Annotated in this window: 13 protein-coding genes; 10 read left to right on the top strand and 3 right to left on the bottom strand. The window is 60.1% G+C overall.

From position 1 onward, the window contains the following. The first annotated feature begins 66 nt into the window (after positions 1-66). The 7 genes from ACF8YQ_RS01915 to ACF8YQ_RS01945 all read left to right on the top strand — a co-directional run bounded on the left by ACF8YQ_RS01915 (position 67) and on the right by ACF8YQ_RS01945 (position 8,547). Positions 67-2,916: a class I adenylate cyclase gene (locus ACF8YQ_RS01915; RefSeq protein ID WP_396622453.1), complete on the top strand. Its 2,850-nt coding sequence runs from the start codon at positions 67-69 to the stop codon at positions 2,914-2,916. Between the two features lie 71 nt (positions 2,917-2,987). Continuing rightward, the gene (locus tag ACF8YQ_RS01920) at positions 2,988-3,182 is read left to right on the top strand and encodes a lipoprotein (RefSeq protein ID WP_396622454.1); all 195 of its coding nucleotides are present in this window, start codon (positions 2,988-2,990) and stop codon (positions 3,180-3,182) included. Positions 3,183-3,219: 37 nt separating this feature from the next. Continuing rightward, positions 3,220-4,470, top strand: coding sequence for a diaminopimelate decarboxylase (gene lysA, locus ACF8YQ_RS01925; RefSeq protein ID WP_396622455.1), 1,251 nt, complete (start codon positions 3,220-3,222; stop codon positions 4,468-4,470). A gap of 14 nt (positions 4,471-4,484) precedes the next feature. After that, complete coding sequence (gene dapF / locus ACF8YQ_RS01930; protein ID WP_226597549.1) at positions 4,485-5,411, top strand: diaminopimelate epimerase; 927 nt, start codon at positions 4,485-4,487, stop codon at positions 5,409-5,411. An 18-nt stretch (positions 5,412-5,429) separates the two neighbouring features. Beyond that, a complete protein-coding gene (locus ACF8YQ_RS01935) occupies positions 5,430-6,179 on the top strand; it encodes a DUF484 family protein (RefSeq protein ID WP_011784041.1) in 750 nt (249 codons plus the stop codon). Beyond that, positions 6,176-7,150, top strand: coding sequence for a tyrosine recombinase XerC (gene xerC, locus ACF8YQ_RS01940; protein WP_396622456.1), 975 nt, complete (start codon positions 6,176-6,178; stop codon positions 7,148-7,150). Before ACF8YQ_RS01935 ends, xerC begins: the two co-directional genes overlap by 4 nt. 11 nt (positions 7,151-7,161) lie before the next feature. After that, a complete protein-coding gene (locus ACF8YQ_RS01945; protein ID WP_396622457.1) occupies positions 7,162-8,547 on the top strand; it encodes a diguanylate cyclase in 1,386 nt (461 codons plus the stop codon). A 9-nt stretch (positions 8,548-8,556) separates the two neighbouring features. On the opposite strand, the gene ACF8YQ_RS01950 is transcribed toward ACF8YQ_RS01945, so the two are convergent. After that, positions 8,557-8,790: a DUF2789 domain-containing protein gene (locus ACF8YQ_RS01950; RefSeq protein ID WP_396622458.1), complete on the bottom strand. Its 234-nt coding sequence runs from the start codon at positions 8,788-8,790 to the stop codon at positions 8,557-8,559. A 96-nt stretch (positions 8,791-8,886) separates the two neighbouring features. On the opposite strand from ACF8YQ_RS01950, the gene ACF8YQ_RS01955 reads away from it, so the two are divergent. Beyond that, a complete protein-coding gene (locus tag ACF8YQ_RS01955; protein ID WP_396622459.1) occupies positions 8,887-11,655 on the top strand; it encodes an ATP-binding protein in 2,769 nt (922 codons plus the stop codon). Positions 11,656-11,669: 14 nt separating this feature from the next. On the opposite strand, the gene ACF8YQ_RS01960 is transcribed toward ACF8YQ_RS01955, so the two are convergent. Next, the gene (locus ACF8YQ_RS01960) at positions 11,670-12,035 is read right to left on the bottom strand and encodes a hypothetical protein (RefSeq protein ID WP_396622460.1); all 366 of its coding nucleotides are present in this window, start codon (positions 12,033-12,035) and stop codon (positions 11,670-11,672) included. A 239-nt stretch (positions 12,036-12,274) separates the two neighbouring features. Between ACF8YQ_RS01960 and ACF8YQ_RS01965 the strand changes: the two genes are divergently transcribed. Then, the gene (locus ACF8YQ_RS01965) at positions 12,275-12,883 is read left to right on the top strand and encodes a hypothetical protein (protein WP_396622461.1); all 609 of its coding nucleotides are present in this window, start codon (positions 12,275-12,277) and stop codon (positions 12,881-12,883) included. Then, positions 12,861-15,107: a patatin-like phospholipase family protein gene (locus ACF8YQ_RS01970; RefSeq protein WP_396622462.1), complete on the top strand. Its 2,247-nt coding sequence runs from the start codon at positions 12,861-12,863 to the stop codon at positions 15,105-15,107. Before ACF8YQ_RS01965 ends, ACF8YQ_RS01970 begins: the two co-directional genes overlap by 23 nt. A 12-nt stretch (positions 15,108-15,119) precedes the next feature. Here the strand turns inward: ACF8YQ_RS01970 and ACF8YQ_RS01975 are convergent, their stop codons facing one another. Beyond that, complete coding sequence (locus ACF8YQ_RS01975; RefSeq protein WP_396622463.1) at positions 15,120-15,779, bottom strand: GntR family transcriptional regulator; 660 nt, start codon at positions 15,777-15,779, stop codon at positions 15,120-15,122. Positions 15,780-15,828: the final 49 nt, after the last annotated feature.

The raw sequence follows: 15,828 nt of genomic DNA on the forward strand, positions 1-15,828 counted from the left end.
GGTTTTGCCACGATTCATTCATCATACTGACTATCTTGCCGAAAATAACCTCTTGCCGGAGCTCTCTTGACCGTTCACGCCGCGCCCATAGTTCTCGATTTCGAGGATGGAATCGACCGCAAAACGCTCAGGCGCCTGCGGGACCGGTTTCTGTTGGTTAACGAGCAGCGTTGGCGGCGGGCGTGCTCGGCACTGACCTACCGGCAGCAGATGGTGCTGGAGTTGTTGCCGCTGGTTTTTCACCGCAACCATCCGGCCTTGCCTGGCTATCTGGATGGTAACTGCCCGGACGGCTTCAGTGGTTACACGCCCGGCCCGGAAGTGCTGGATGCGGCCCGCCGTTACGCCCGTAGCTTTCACTATCGTGACAAGGGCACTCGAAAGCCTGATCTGGACAGTCTGTTCCTGATGGGAAGCCCTGGCACCCTCGGGCACTCGGTGGCCAGTGATCTGGATGTCTGGCTCTGCCACCGTCAGGATTTGCCGGCGTCGGGCATTCGGTGCCTGGAGCGCAAAGCTGAAAAACTGTCGGAATGGGCCGGTAGCCTGGGGGTGGAGCTGCACGTGTTTGTGTTCTCTGCCGCCGATTGGCGGGCCGGGCGCCAGCGCGTGGAAGTTACCGGGGAAAACTGCGGCAGTGCCCAGCACTTTCTGTTGCTGGATGAGTTCTACCGCACCAGCATTCACCTGGCCGGTCAATATCCGTTGTGGTGGCTGATTCCGGTAGACCGGGAGGCCGATTACGACCAATGCCGGCGACAACTGGTGGAGTGCCGGTTTATCAAGGCCAGCGATTACATCGACTTTGGCGCGGTGCCGGATATTCCTCCCGCAGAACTGCCTGGCGCTGGCATCTGGCAGCTCTACAAAGGAATCGATGCGCCCTGGAAAGCCATTCTCAAGCTGCTGTTGATTGAATGTTACGCCACCGACCGGGAGCGACCATTGCTCTCGGCCAGCTTCAAGCAGGCGGTTCACAATGGTGTGATTAGCGCCGATGCCCTGGACCCCTACGTGCTTTTGTACCAGAGACTGGAGCAGTGGTTGCTGGCCCGTGACGGCGCAGATCGGCTGGAGCTGGTGCGCCGAAGCCTGTACCTGAAATCCGGCTTGCCGCTCAGCCGGGCGGGTATGGTAGGTGACCCCTGGCGGGTCGAGTTGTTGCGCAGCCTGGTTGAAACCTGGGGCTGGTCGTCGGAGGATATGGGCCGGCTGGATGATCGTCAGCGCTGGTGTGCCGAGGAAGTGATGGGACTACGCCGGCGGGTGGTTGCCGAGCTTACCCACAGTTACCGCCTGCTTGCCAGATTGGCCCGGGAACAGGATGCACAGGCGTCGATCAGCGCCAATGACATCAATCTGCTGGGCCGCAAGCTCTATGCCGCCTTCCAGCGCAAGGCCGGTAAGGTCGAGCTGATCAATCCGGGGCTGGTGCCCTCGCTGGCAGAAGAGAACCTGTCGTTTCACCATCGCAGTGAACAGGGGGCAGCCGGAGACGGCTGGCTGTTGTACCGGGATCTTGAAGATCCGTCCGACGCCTTCTGGCAGCCGGTTATTCGCCGCGCCGGCAACCTGGCTGAGTTGCTTGTCTGGTGTTACTGCAACGGGCTGCTCAGTCGCAGTACACGGTTGAATGTGCGAGCGGGCCAGAGCGTGGCGTCGGTCAGCGAGTTGAAGGAAATACTGGATGTGCTGGCTGGTTTCCTGCCGGTGCCTATGCCCCCGGCGCCCCGGCAGGCCCTGTCCCGTGCAGTACGGCCGTTACGCAACCTGTTGTTGCTGAATGTGGCGGTGGACCCACAGGCTCATCTGACCGAGCGGGGGCTGCATAAACTCAGCGCCCGCAACGACTCGCTCGGGTTCAGTGGGGCCCGGGACAACCTGGTGGCGACCATCGACCAGATTACCCTGAACAGTTGGCACGAAGTCAGTCTGCAGCATTACGCGGCTGGGGATACCCTGATCCAGTGTTTGAAGAATGTGCTCGCTCAGGTGGCGATCAACCCGGCAAAGTTGCCGGAGATCCGGGTGACAGCACCCAGCCGGGGCCACGGACAGGCGATTGCCCGGCGGGTGAGTGAGTTGTTTGCCGATGTGCTCCGACAGTTTTTTGCAGGCGGCACCGGCCCCCATCCCTTGCGTTATATCATCGAGATGGATCAGCGTTATTTTCTGCTCCAGTTCAATGGCCAGGAGCCGGGGTTTGTTGCCCTGGATAGCCGCGCGGCATTGATGGATGCCTTGTTCCAGCCCCAGGACAGTTTTCTGCCGGTGGTGCCGGATCGCTATGCTTTGCAGGATGCTCCCCTATTGAAAGCGGTATGTGAAGCCTCCGAAGCCGGTAACATCCAGGTATTCTGGCAGCTGCAGGGAGACCAGGGCCAGCTCTGGGTGGTGGATGAGTATGGCAGTCTGTGGCATCGCCAGCTGAAGGCCCAGCAACGCCGTCATCTACTGGCACCGTTGTTGCGATTTCTGGACAGTGTTATTGAGCGCCGGCAGTTGCGCCAGGCAGATAATCTGGAGCCGGTCGCCGGTATCCGGTGTTACGAACTGGTATGCAGGGATGGCCGATGGCTGGCCGATCCGAGGCCAGAGCTGGTCGCCGGAATGCCCTTGTCCGGCCTCGAAGTGCAGGCGGTGGGCGTGCAACAGGGTGACAGCATTCTGCGCTTTGATCTGTATTGCAATGATCAGGAGTTTACCGTGCAGGAATATGGCGACCGTTTGATTCCGGCGGTGGCCCATTACATCCGCTCCTTGCGGCAGAGCCCGGACCCCTATCCGGTGTATCTGACTGACCTGCATCTGCCCCACGATCTCGACCCACAGCTGTATCAGCGCGATATCCAGACCAGTCAGTACCTGTTCTATCGGGCACAGCTGGAGGATGCCCTTAACCAGCACCTGTCCTGAACCTGCGAATCCTCGCGGTGCGACCCGGGTGTCGGGTATACTTCGGCCATTATTCACTCAGGGGATAGGGTATGCAGCTTGGGCTTGTGCGCCGTCTGGCGGTCGCGCTCTCGGTGTTTGTGGTTTTGATGGTGTCTGGCTGTGGCCAGAAGGGGCCGCTGTACCGGGACGCGCCGGTGCCGGACGCCGCGCCATCGGAGACCGGTAACACCGCGGCAGCCGCAGAAGCGGGCGAGAATGCCGATGAGGACAATGAACAGCCCTGAGCCAGACCACTCCCGACCTTAAGCTTTCAGGAACAGCATGGACCACTTCAATTACCGTAACGGCGAACTCTACGCCGAAGACGTTGCCGTTGCCGAAATCGCCGAGCGCTTTGGTACGCCGGCCTACATCTATTCCCGGGCGACGCTGGAGCGTCACTATCGTGCCTACGATGAGGCTCTGAAGAATCGCCCTCATCTGGTGTGTTATGCGGTCAAGGCCAACAGCAATCTGGCCGTTCTCAATGTGCTGGCTCGCCTGGGGGCGGGTTTTGACATTGTCTCCGCGGGTGAGCTTGAGCGTGTGCTCCGCGCCGGTGGGGATGCCGGTAAAGTCGTATTCTCCGGCGTTGGCAAGCAGGAGTGGGAAATGAAGCGGGCCCTGGAGGCCGGCGTTCGCTGTTTCAATGTGGAATCCGATACCGAGCTTGATCGCCTGAATAAGGTGGCTGGCGAGCTGGGGGTGAAGGCGCCCATTTCCCTGCGTGTGAACCCGGATGTGGATGCGGGCACCCATCCTTACATCTCGACCGGCCTGAAGGAAAACAAGTTCGGCATTGACATTGCCGAGGCGCCGGCGGTCTATGCCCGAGCAGCCAGCCTGCCCAACCTCGATATCCACGGGGTGGACTGCCACATCGGCTCACAGCTCACGTCGGTGTCGCCGTTCCTGGATGCCCTGGACAGGGTGCTTTCTCTAATCGACACCCTGGCAGAGCAGGGCATCCGTATTCGCCATCTGGATATGGGGGGCGGTCTGGGTGTGACCTACAACCAGGAAACCCCGCCGCAACCGGCAGATTATGTGAAAGCGCTCAATGAACGCCTGGGTGATAGGGAGCTGGAGCTGGTGTTGGAGCCAGGCCGCTCCATTGCCGCGAATGCGGGCATTCTGGTGACCCGGGTGGAATTCCTGAAGTGCACCGAACACCGGAATTTTGCCATCATCGATGCGGCCATGAATGATCTGATCCGACCGGCGCTCTACAGTGCCTGGCAGGCCATTATTCCGGTTCGGCCCCATCAGGACAGTGAGGAAAGGCCCTGGGACCTGGTGGGCCCGGTGTGCGAAACCGGCGATTTCCTCGGCAAGGATCGCGCTCTGCGCCTGAAAGCCGGCGATTTGCTGGCGGTACGCTCGGCCGGGGCCTACGGATTTGTTATGGCCTCCAACTACAACACCCGCAACCGGCCCCCGGAGTTGATGGTGGACGGAGATCAGGTGCATGTGGTTCGGCGCCGGGAGACTCTGGACGACCAGCTGGCGCCGGAAAGTTGCCTGCCGGAATGAGCGGGGGGAACGAGATGTCTCAGCAACGACGTGGCCAGGGTCCGGTCCTGCGCTTTACCAAGATGCACGGGCTGGGTAACGACTTTATGGTGGTCGACGCCATCAGCCAGCCATTCCGGCTGGCCCCGGACACGATCCGGGAGCTGGCGGATCGCAATTTCGGGATCGGTTTTGATCAGCTGCTGGTGGTGGAGCCACCGGGGCTTCCGGATGTGGATTTTCGCTACCGCATTTTCAATGCCGATGGCTCGGAGGTGGAACAGTGCGGCAACGGAGCCCGCTGCTTCGCCCGCTTTGTGCGCGATCAGCGCCTGACCAACAAGCGTGTTATCCGGGTCCAGACTGCCAAGGGTGTGATTGAGCTCAAAGTGGGTCGGGATGGCCTGGTAGCGGTCAACATGGGGGTGCCGGAGCTTAACCCACCCGCGATCCCCTTTGCGGCAGATCAGCGCAAGGATGTGTATACCGTCGACGTGAATGGCCAGACGGTCGAGCTGTCAGCCATTTCCATGGGTAATCCCCACGGGGTACTGGTGGTGGACAATGTCGATACGGCGCCGGTGGAAAGCCTTGGCCCGCAGTTGGAAAAACACCCCCGGTTTCCGGCCCGCGCCAATATTGGTTTTCTGCAGGTGATTGATCGCCGCCATGCCCGGTTGCGTGTGTTTGAGCGGGGCTCTGGCGAAACGCTTGCCTGTGGCAGCGGTGCCTGTGCAGCGGTGGTGGCCGGTTGTCTCCGCGGCCTGCTGGACAGCCGGGTCGAAGTTGAGTTGCGTGGCGGCCGGCTGGTCATTGAATGGCAGGGGGAAGGTACCCCTGTTATGATGGAAGGCCCTGCAACCACGGTATTTGAAGGCGAGCTGCGATTGCCTGGCGAGCCCCAGCCCCGACGCCGCAGGAGTGCCCGCCCGAACACCCGACCTCATAAAAACGGGGCCTGAACCGATCAGGAGAACACGATGACAGAACAAACGGCCCGCCAGAAGGCCGGCGAACTCACCAGGGAACAGGTCGCAGAATATCTGAGGGCCAATCCGGACTTTTTTATCGGCCAGGACGAGCTGCTGCGCAGTTTGACTCTGCCCCATGACAGCGGCCGGGCGATTTCTCTGGTGGAGCGTCAGGTGCACCTGTTCCGGGAACAGCGGGACACGTTACGCCGGGAGCTGGTGGAACTGGTGTCCATCGCCCGCCACAACGACCGGTTGTTCGAGAAAAGCAAACGCCTGCTGATGCAGGTGATTGAAGCCCGTAACCTGCAGGATATGGCGGCTGCCATTGATGACAGTATCCGGGGTGATTTTGGTCTGGATGCCGCGTCGGTACTTCTGTTCAGTGAAACCGGTCAGCTTCAGTCACAGGGTGCCCTGCATATGGTGGATGCGGCCGCGGCACGCGAACGGTTGGGAAGCTTGCTGGAAGGGGAGCGGGCCGTTTGTGGCCAGTTCCGCGAGAATGAGCGTGAATTCCTGTTCCCGGACCGTGACGAGCCCATCGCCTCCGTTGCCCTTGTGCCCCTGCGCCACGAAGGTCTGGTGGGTGTGTTTGCTGTCGGCAGTTGTGAACCCGGTTACTTTGATCAGAGCATGGGCTCGCTGTTCCTGAGCTACATCAGTGACACCCTGAGCCGGCTTTTACCACCCATGCTCAAGCGTCATGGTACCGGCGCTCCGGTGACGGACCTGACCGCGGAGACCGGCCAGGGGTGAGCGTGGCGGCGAGTGACCACAAAGGATCAGCGAGCCAATTGGCGGCGCTGACCGGCTTCATTCGTCATCTGCAATCCGAGAAACGGCATTCACCCCTTACCTGCGAACACTATCAGCGCGACCTTCAGCGGCTGGTCGCCTGGCTTGCGGATAACGGCCTCAATGACTGGTCAGAGCTGTCTGCCCACGATGTTCGGCGCTACGTAGCCCGGCTCAGCCGGGATGGGCTGAGCGGACGCAGCATTGCCCGGCACCTGTCGTCGATTCGGCGTTTCTACCAGTACCTGCTTCGCGAAGGGCTTGCCATCGATAATCCGGCTCTGGACATCAGGGCGCCGAAAAGTGGTCGGCGTTTGCCCCGCGTTGCGGATGTTGATCAGATTGGCCAGTTACTGGATGCCACCCCCGAAGACCCCCTCGAAATCCGTGATCTGGCCATGTTCGAGCTGATGTATTCCTCCGGCCTTCGGCTGGCGGAGCTGGCCGGGGCCGATCTGTCGGCTCTGGATCTGAAGGGCGCAGAAATCCGCGTTCTGGGTAAGGGTAACAAGGAGCGAGTGCTGCCGGTCGGCCGCAAGGCGGTGGCGGCGCTGCAACAGTGGTTGTCCTGCCGGCGGGCACTGGTCACCGAGGGTGAGAAGGCACTGTTTGTCAGCCAGCGGGGTACCCGCCTGAGCCGGCGCAGTATCCAGAGTCGCCTGTCTCGCTGGGGTATTCTGCACGGCGCGGACCAGTGTTTGCACCCCCACCTGCTCAGGCATTCCTTTGCCAGTCACATGCTGGAATCCAGTGGCGACCTGCGCGCGGTTCAGGAATTGCTGGGTCATGCGGACATTGCCACAACCCAGGTCTATACTCATCTTGACTTTCAACATCTTGCCCGGGTTTATGACCAGAGCCATCCCCGGGCGCGCCGCCGAACGACCGATCGCACAGGGTGTGAAGAGGAAGACCATCGTGCCGGCCAGTAAGGGAGCAGTTCATGGCATCTGAAGATTCCTGGAAAGAGAAATATCTCAGGGAACTGGAAGAGGCAGAGCATCGGGAAAAACAGTGGGAATCCGAACGTAATCTGCTGGAAAGAATGCTGGTACGAACCAGTCTGGCCTCTGAAGGGCAGCGACCGGAGCTGGACGAATTGTTGGGTCGGTTGCGGGAGGATATCCGTAAGAAGCAGATCAACCTGCAGCACTGGCGGGAACTGCAGGACCAGATTGACCGGCAGATTACCCTGCTGGACGAGCAGGCCGGGCCTCAGGCTGTGTCGCCCACACCGGAACCGCAAGCCCCGGCAGAAGGTGTGGATCTGGCGGATACCACCCAGCGACTGAGAATTGCACGCCGCATCGGCCAGTTACTGGGGCAACTGTTGCAACAGGCTTCCCTGGAGCCGGCCGCAGAAGCAGAAGCCCGGGAATTACAGCAGACCTTGCTGACCAGCAACGACTGGGAAGTGCTCCGGGAGGGGCTGAACCGGGTCGCCGATCTGGTGATTGCCGCCATTACCCGCAGCCAGCGCGAATTCGAGGCCTTCCTGAAACGTCTGGATGAACGCTTGCAGGCGTTGCGGGAGCATTTTGCCCAGCAGAGTGATGCCCAGACTGGCCGGCAGGACGCCACAGCGACGCTGGACCGGGAAATCCGTGCCGAGCTGGACAAGGTGGGGGATGACATCCGCGCCAGCGAGGATATTCAAGCTTTGAAGCAGTCGGTCAGTCAACGCCTGGAATTTATTGGCAGTGCGCTGGAGCGGTTCCGGACGTCGGAAAGCGAGCGTGAAAAACTGCTGGCGAACCAACTGGAAGCCATGCAGGAGAAAGTCGCGGCCATGGAGGCCCATTCGGAACAGATGCAGGCCCAGGTGCGTGAAGAGCGTCAGCGAGCCCTGACCGATCTGCTCACCCAGCTGCCCAACCGTGAAGCCTGGCAGGAACGGCTGTCGTTTGAATACAATCGCTGGTTGCGCTACCGGCACCCGCTCACGGTGGCTGTGCTGGACGTGGATCTGTTCAAGCGCATCAACGATTCCTATGGCCACAAGGCAGGGGATCGCGTGCTGCAGTTGGTGGCCCGGGAGATGAGCACTCGCCTGCGGTCGACGGATTTTATCGCCCGGTTCGGTGGCGAGGAGTTTGTGGTACTGCTGCCGGAAACGCCTACAGATGAAGCCCGCAAGGTATTGGACTCACTGCGCGAACATGTATCCGGCCTGCCGTTCCATTTCAGCGGCGAGCCGGTAAGCATTACCTTTTCAGCGGGGCTGGCCGGTTTTCAGGACGACGACACCGAGGAGTCGGTGTTTGACCGGGCTGATCGGGCCCTCTATCAGGCCAAGGATGAGGGCCGAAACCGGGTGTCGGTGCTCTGACGCAGCCAATCAGTGTCTTAGCAGGGCATCCAGTTCGTCGATCACTTCTGCCCAGTCGCTGTCCTCTTCCAGCCCTTCCTCCAGAAAGTGGGACTGGCTCTCAGACCAGAAAGGCGCATCCCGGATGGCGACTTCACTGGGCAATGGTGAATGTCGGGCGATAAAATTCTCGATTTCCGCTTGACCGGAGGGCAGCCCCAGTTGTTCGAACAGGGTGCTCAGGCTGTGTTTGCTGGTGTCCATGGTTACTTGCCTCCATCAGCTCATTGGCAAAATGCAATCCTGCCCGTTTGCAGGTATGGTTTTCCTGAAATGTAGTGGACCCGCCGAGGATATCCAGTGAAGTCTCGTTCACAGTTCATGTTTTGCCTCCTGTTGCTGGTTTTTCAAGGGGCCGTATTGGCTGATCCGCCCCAGGATTCGCCGGCTCCCGTACTGGGTGTTGATGACCTGCGTTGGCTGGCAGAACAGGATGGCTTCAATGTGGGGGTCCGGCACACCCAGGTGCCCCTGGTGTTCGATACCGGCGAAGGGCGGATGGCGGGTATCTGGGTGGACTACCTCAATCGACTGTCTTCCAAGCTGGGCTTGCCCATTGAGCCCTTTCTGATGAACCAGACGCTGGGCACTGAGCGGCCAGAGCCGGATCTGATTCTCACCACCCGATTGCCCGGTGCCCCGGTTATTCCCGGCGTGCGACATACAGCCCCCTTGATGTCACTTACCTACGGCGTGTTTGTGAATGCCGGTGACCCGGCAATCCGGAATCTGTCGGATCTGGAGGCGGCGAAGGTTGTGATTGTCGGTGACGACCCCAATCAGTTCCCGCTGCTTGACCCGGTGGAAAGTTTCACGCCAGTGCCGGTTTCCAGCCTGGGTGAGGCCGTCAGCCGGGTCATGTCTGGTGAGGCGGGTGCTTTTCTTGGGCCGGTTCCTGTGGTGTCCGACTATCTGGAATCGGCGATGATCAATGGTGTCGGGCTGGCGGTGCTGCTGGATCGGCGTCCTGTGGATGTGGTGCTTCAGATTCCGATCGAGCAGGAGCGCATGTTCCGGGTGTTTGATCGCACGGTTTCCTCACTGACTCACCAGGAACATCGCAATATTCGCCAGTCCTGGTTGGCGGGGGAGTTGCCCGAAGTCGAGACCCGAAATGTTGCGCTCACGGCGGGTGAAATGGAATGGCTGGCCGGCAACTCGGAGATTACCGTGGGGCTGAGGCCGGACTGGCCACCGTTCGAGTTTGAGCAGGACGGCCGGCCCACGGGGCTGGTCGCCGACTTGCTCAGCCGGCTGGAGAAGGATCTCGGGATGCGCTTTCAGCGAGTGACGGTAGACAGTCGTGCCAGTGCTGAGGAAAAACTGAAATCCGGTGAGCTGGATGTTCTTCCCGGCATGTCCCGCACGCCCCGTACCGAGCAGGAATTCCTGTTCACCCGGGCCTATGTCAACGTGCCCATTGCGTTGGCGATCCGCGATACCGGCCGCTTTATCGGAGACCTGCGTGAACTGCGGGATGAACGGGTCGGTGTGGTAAACCGCCAGGCCAGTCATGACTACCTGCTGATCAACCATCCGAATCTCGACCTCTATCCCCAGCAGACCGTGGAAGACGGGCTGCTTGCGCTTTCCAACGGCGATCTGGATGTGATGGTGACGCACATCCCCGCGGTAAGCTACACGGTGGCACGGCTCGGTCTGTCGAACCTGCGGATTACCAGTATTACGCCTTATCAGTACGATCTGAGACTGGCGGTCAGCCCGGCCCAGCCCGAGCTCCACCGCATTCTGAACAAGGCGCTGGGCAGTCTGCCGACGTCCGAAACCGAAGCCATCTATAATCGCTGGATTCACCTGGATATCGAACAGGAAGCCGATTACACCGTGGTTCGGCGGATCATTCTGATAGCCATCGTGGTGGTGCTGATCTTCCTGTACTGGAACCGCAAACTGTCACTGGAAGTGGATGAGCGAATCCGGTCCGAGAACGCGCTGCGCCGGAGTGAGGATGAACTCCGTGCCGCCAAGCTTGAGGCGGAGCGGCTGGCCCGGGAAGCGGAGGCTGCGAGCCGTGCCAAGAGCGAATTCCTGGCCAACATGTCGCACGAAATCCGAACGCCTATGAACGCGGTGATCGGCTACAGCGATCTGCTCTACAACTCGGTGACGGACCCGCAACAGCGCAACTACCTCAATGCTATCCGGGCGGGCAGTCGAAGCCTGCTGATGCTGATCAATGACATTCTGGACCTGTCGCGGATCGAGGCCGGCAAGATGCGCCTGGATTTCGGCCCTGTGTCCGTGCGCCGGCTGCTCAGTGATGTCCGCCACATCTTTGACCTGCGGGCGACGGAGCAGGGCATTACCCTGGAAGTGAGCGTGGGGCCGGGTATGCCCTCGGCGATGATGCTGGACGAGACCCGCTTGCGACAGGTGCTGTTTAATCTGGTGGGCAATGCCATCAAATTCACCCATGAGGGCGGGGTTACCGTGCGCGCGGTGGCCAAGCCGCTGGGTGAGCCGGCGGATGCCGATTCCGAGGTCTGTTTCTACCGGCTGGTGGTTACCGTGGCAGACACCGGTATCGGCATTGCGCCGGACCAGCAGGAGCGCATTTTTGAAGCCTTCGAGCAGCAGGAAGGCCAGAGTTCCCGGCGTTATGGCGGCACCGGGCTGGGGCTTGCGATCAGCCGTAAACTGGTGGAAATGATGGGCGGCAGACTGACCGTGAAAAGTGAGGCCAATGTGGGCTCGACGTTCAAGGTGGTACTGCCCAGGGTAGAAGCGACCGTGGAGCAGGCTGATGACGAGGGCGCGCCGGAGGAATCCGAACGCCTGCTGGCCCAGACCATGAGTATGCATGAGCGGGGCTGGCTACGGGAAAAGCTGGCTGAAGACTTCGGTAACGAATGGCAGGAAGTGCGGGAGAGCGGCGACCCGGAACAGATGAAGGATTTTGCTGCCCGCATTATCGAATGGGGCCAGCGGCACCGGTCATCGTCGGTCACGCGTTACGGGGAGAAGCTGCTGGCGGATGTGGAGGCTTTCAACCTGGACGCGGTCAATACTGCCCTGGATGCGTTCCCCCGACTACTGGGGCAGGAATAGCACGGGCGGCTTGCTCAGAGGCAGTCAAACTGGGACTGGCGGTTAAAGGCCACGGCCACCATGTCGTAGCCGGAATCCGACAGCGAGCGGATCAGTTCGCGATCTTTCAGCAGGGTCATGCACACTTTGTGTACGCTGGCCTGAAGTTGTTCGGCGGCCGGTTGCTGGTTCGGAAAGCGGAAATCCACAATCAGGTATTTCCGGTCTACTCTGGCCTGGGCGGGAATGTCCTCGCGCTCGATACTTTCGTAGCCGATGTAGGTGGCTTCATTGGCCTGAAAAACCTGGCTCATCAATACATCCAGATTTTCGGCGGCTACCTGCGCCGATGACAAGCCGAGCACCAGACCAGAGAGAAGGGCGGTAGTAAAGGTGCGCATGTGAGGCTCCCGAAAGGTAATCTGCGATTCTTGTTAGTGTAACCAAGTGTAAAGTTTGGTTACAGTTGATTGTTGCAGAGTGTGGCGTACTTTTCCTCCTGTGGACGCTGGATTTTTCAATTGTTTGCAATGCTGAAATGATTTCCGGATGGTAAGGCCCGGCGTTGGTTAATGCCTGTTGTGGCCTGTGATTTCAGCTATCATTGACCAACAGTTGTTGTAAAAGCAGAGGGATAGCCATGTACCAGCTCGTGTTCAAAGGAGAGTGCACACCAGGCACCGATCTGGAAACCGCTCGCAACAATGCCCGGGCTCTGTTCAAGGCCAGCGTCGAGCAGCTGGACCGCATGTTCAGTGGGCAACCGGTCGTCATTCGTAACAAGCTTGAGCAGGTTCAGGCCGAGAAGTACCTGGCGGTGCTGAAAAAACACGGAATGGTGGCGTATGCACAGCCGATGCCCGGAGCCGAGCCGGCCAGGCAAGCGCCGGCGCCCTCTGCTCAGACTCCGGCGTCACAGCCTGTCCCGCCACAGTCTCCGGCACCAAAGCCGGCGCAACCGGAAGCGAAATCCGGTAAAACTCCCGCCGTTGAACCGGGCGATCGCCTGCCGGTGGCCGGCGAAAAGGTGGATGATATTCTGGCCGGTTCCGGCCTGAGCCTGGACCCGGTCGGGGTGACTCTGGTTGAGCATCAGGAGGCTGAGGCACCGATGTTTGAGCATCTTGATGACTGGACACTGGCTCCGGCCGGCAGTGATCTGGGGGTAAAGCGGGACCTTCCCCCACCGATTGTGCCGGATACTTCCCATCTGTCACTGGCCGACGATGACAAAAAACAGAGCTCGTGACGGGACTGTGAGCACTCGTTGGCCGTCCTGGTTACTGTGCATTCTGCTTGTCCTGCCCGTATTCCCTTCTGCTTTCGCCGATGCTGGCGCCAGTAGCGCTCGCCCAACCATTGGCCTGGTGCTCAGTGGCGGTGGTGCCAAAGGCATGGCTCATGTCGGGGTACTGCGGGTACTGGAAGAAATGCAGGTGCCGGTTGATGTGGTGGTCGGTACCAGTGCCGGATCGGCCGTTGCCGCCCTGTACGCCACCGGGATGCCAGTGGAAGAAATCGAACAGCGATTTATCGGGCTGGACTGGCTGTCCAGTTTTCGCGATGACCCAGGCCGGGCCTACAAGCCGGTGCGCCGAAAGCAGGACGATTGGCGCCTGCCTCTGGTGCCGGGTATTGGCGTCGGTTCCGAGGGCGTTCGGTTTGGTGGCGGACTGGTTACCGGCCAGAATCTCGGCTTTATTCTCAACGAGCTGACCCGTAACGCCGCCCTGGTGGATGACTTTGATCAGCTACCCATCCCGTTTCGGGCTGTGGCGACCGATCTGGAAACCGGCGTTGAAGCGGTGATTGGCGACGGTAACCTGGCTGATGCGATTCGTGCCAGCATGAGCATTCCCGGCGTATACGCGCCGGTGGAAAGGAGCGGGCGATTACTGGTGGATGGTGGTGTGGCCAACAATTTACCGGTCAGCGTGGCCCGGGAAATGGGCGCCGATGTGGTCATTGCCGTGGACATCACCGATCCGCTTATGACCACTGAAGACATGCGCGAAGCTTTTTCAGTGGTCGGGCAGCTCACCACGCTGATGACCCGGCGCAACACCGAATTCCAGCTGGGCCTGTTAACCGAACGCGACATCCTGATCCAGCCAGATCTGCAAGGCTACACCTCTGCCGATTTCTACGACGCGCCGGTGCTGTTTGAGCTGGGGGCCAGCGGAGCCAGGGATCATGCTGTGGCCCTGAACCGGCTGGCAGTGTCTGACTCGGAGTGGCGGGATTACCGCAACCGGCTTCGAGCCGAGGAACTGGCGCCGGGGCCGGTCGCCCGTATCGAATTCCGTAAAGGCGACCGCCTGGCCAGTGATTTTCTGCGCGAGCGGATCCGGCAGAAAGAGGGTGAGCCGCTCGATGTGGAGCAACTGGAAGCCGATCTCAAACGCATCTACGGGCTGGGGTACTACGAGACCGTGTCCTGGTCCATGCGTCCTTCCGAGGCCGGCCCCGTGCTGATTATCCAGGCCAGGGAGAAGAGTTGGGGGCCCAATTACCTGTCGTTCGGCCTGAATTATGAGGACAACTTCGACGGCGATACCCGATTCAATCTGGCCACCGGGTTGCGGATGACCGAACTCAATCGCCTGGGCGCGGAATGGCAGACCGGGCTTCAATTGGGCACTCAGCCCTGGGTGCGTAGCCAATGGTACCAGCCTCTCGATTACGGTTATGACCGGTTTGCGGTGGTTGGGGTGGAATATCGCCGGGATGATTACAGTGTCTACGACAACGGCGACCGTATTTCCGAGATTGATGTGACCTTTCGGGAGGTGGATCTGGCCCTTGGCATGGAACTGGGCGGCGATGGTGAAATCCGATTGGGCTATGTCCGTGGCTATGCCACCGTGGATGACGAAGTGGGTGTTCCGGTTGCGCCGTCAGGCAAGATCCATCAGGGCTACGGCAGCCTGCAGCTGGTGCATGATTCCCTGAGCGATGCCTTTTATCCGAAATCCGGTGCTTTTGCCGGTATCCGGGCCAGGGTAGAGCGGGAAGAACTCGGCAGTGACCGGGAGTTCGACGCCCTCACCGGCATGTTGCTGGGAACCGGTACCTGGCAACGTTTCAATCTCACCGGCTTGCTGTATACCCGGCAGGTCATCAGCGGTGAGCCGGGCGTTGAGAACGCAGCGCGCCTCGGCGGCTTTCGGCAGTTGTCAGCCTACGCCCCGGGCGAGATCACAGGAAATGATGCGGCTTTGCTGGCGGCTTGGGCCCGGCGTGAGTTCGGCGGGCCGGTGCTGCCCTGGTTCACCGGCGTAGGATTTGAGACCGGCAATGCCTGGGAGCAGATGGATGATGCCACTTGGTCCGGGCTGGTGCGATCCTGGAGTGTTTTCGCCGGGGTGGATACCTTCCTGGGACCGGTACAGCTCTCGGCCGCCTATAACAACGAAGACGAATGGACCGCGTATCTCAATATCGGCTTCTCGTTCACCCAGCTGTTCTACTGAGTTTTCGCGGTATCATTTGTTCAGAGCGGATAACACCTGCTCACACTGCTGCACGGCATAGCGGTGCAGGATATCGGCCAGGGCCTGTTCGTCCCGTTCCCGTATTATCCGGATAGATTCTTCCATGTGCACCAGGTTGTCTTCCAGAACCTGTTTGCCGCCATGGCGAAAGGCGACAAAGGCGCAGCGCTTGGCTGAGGGCCAGAGATCCTCAATGGCAGAGACAATAAAGTAATTGTCGGCGTACACCAATGAGGCTTTGGTGTATTCAATACCCAGCTCCAGAAACGCCATCAGATCGTTGTTCTGAAAACGGTCACGCATCTGCTCGTACAGGGATTCCAGCCGCTGCATGTCATTCGGTTGCCACTGACGCACCAGCTTCCGTCCGGTGTGAGTCAGGTACAGTTCCAGAGTCTCATAGAGACTGCGGACAAAGTGTTCATCCAGCGGCGTGACGAACGCGCCTTTGCGGGGGACGTTACGCACCAGATGGCGCTTCTCCAGCAGCAGCAGGCCTTCCCGGATGGAGCCGTGGCTGACATCCATCTGCTTGGCCATGGCACTTTCATAGATGCGCTCGCCGGAACGGAGTTGCTCGAAGGCAATCAGGTTTTCAATGTGACGAGCGACCTGCTCGGTCAGAGTTTCTCTGGGCTTGAATGCGTTCATGAAATGGTCGTTTACAGCATCAGTCGAGCGCTCATGTTCGCACAAGCGC

Source organism: Marinobacter sp. W-8 (genome assembly GCF_044342215.1).
Lineage (GTDB): Bacteria > Pseudomonadota > Gammaproteobacteria > Pseudomonadales > Oleiphilaceae > Marinobacter > Marinobacter nauticus.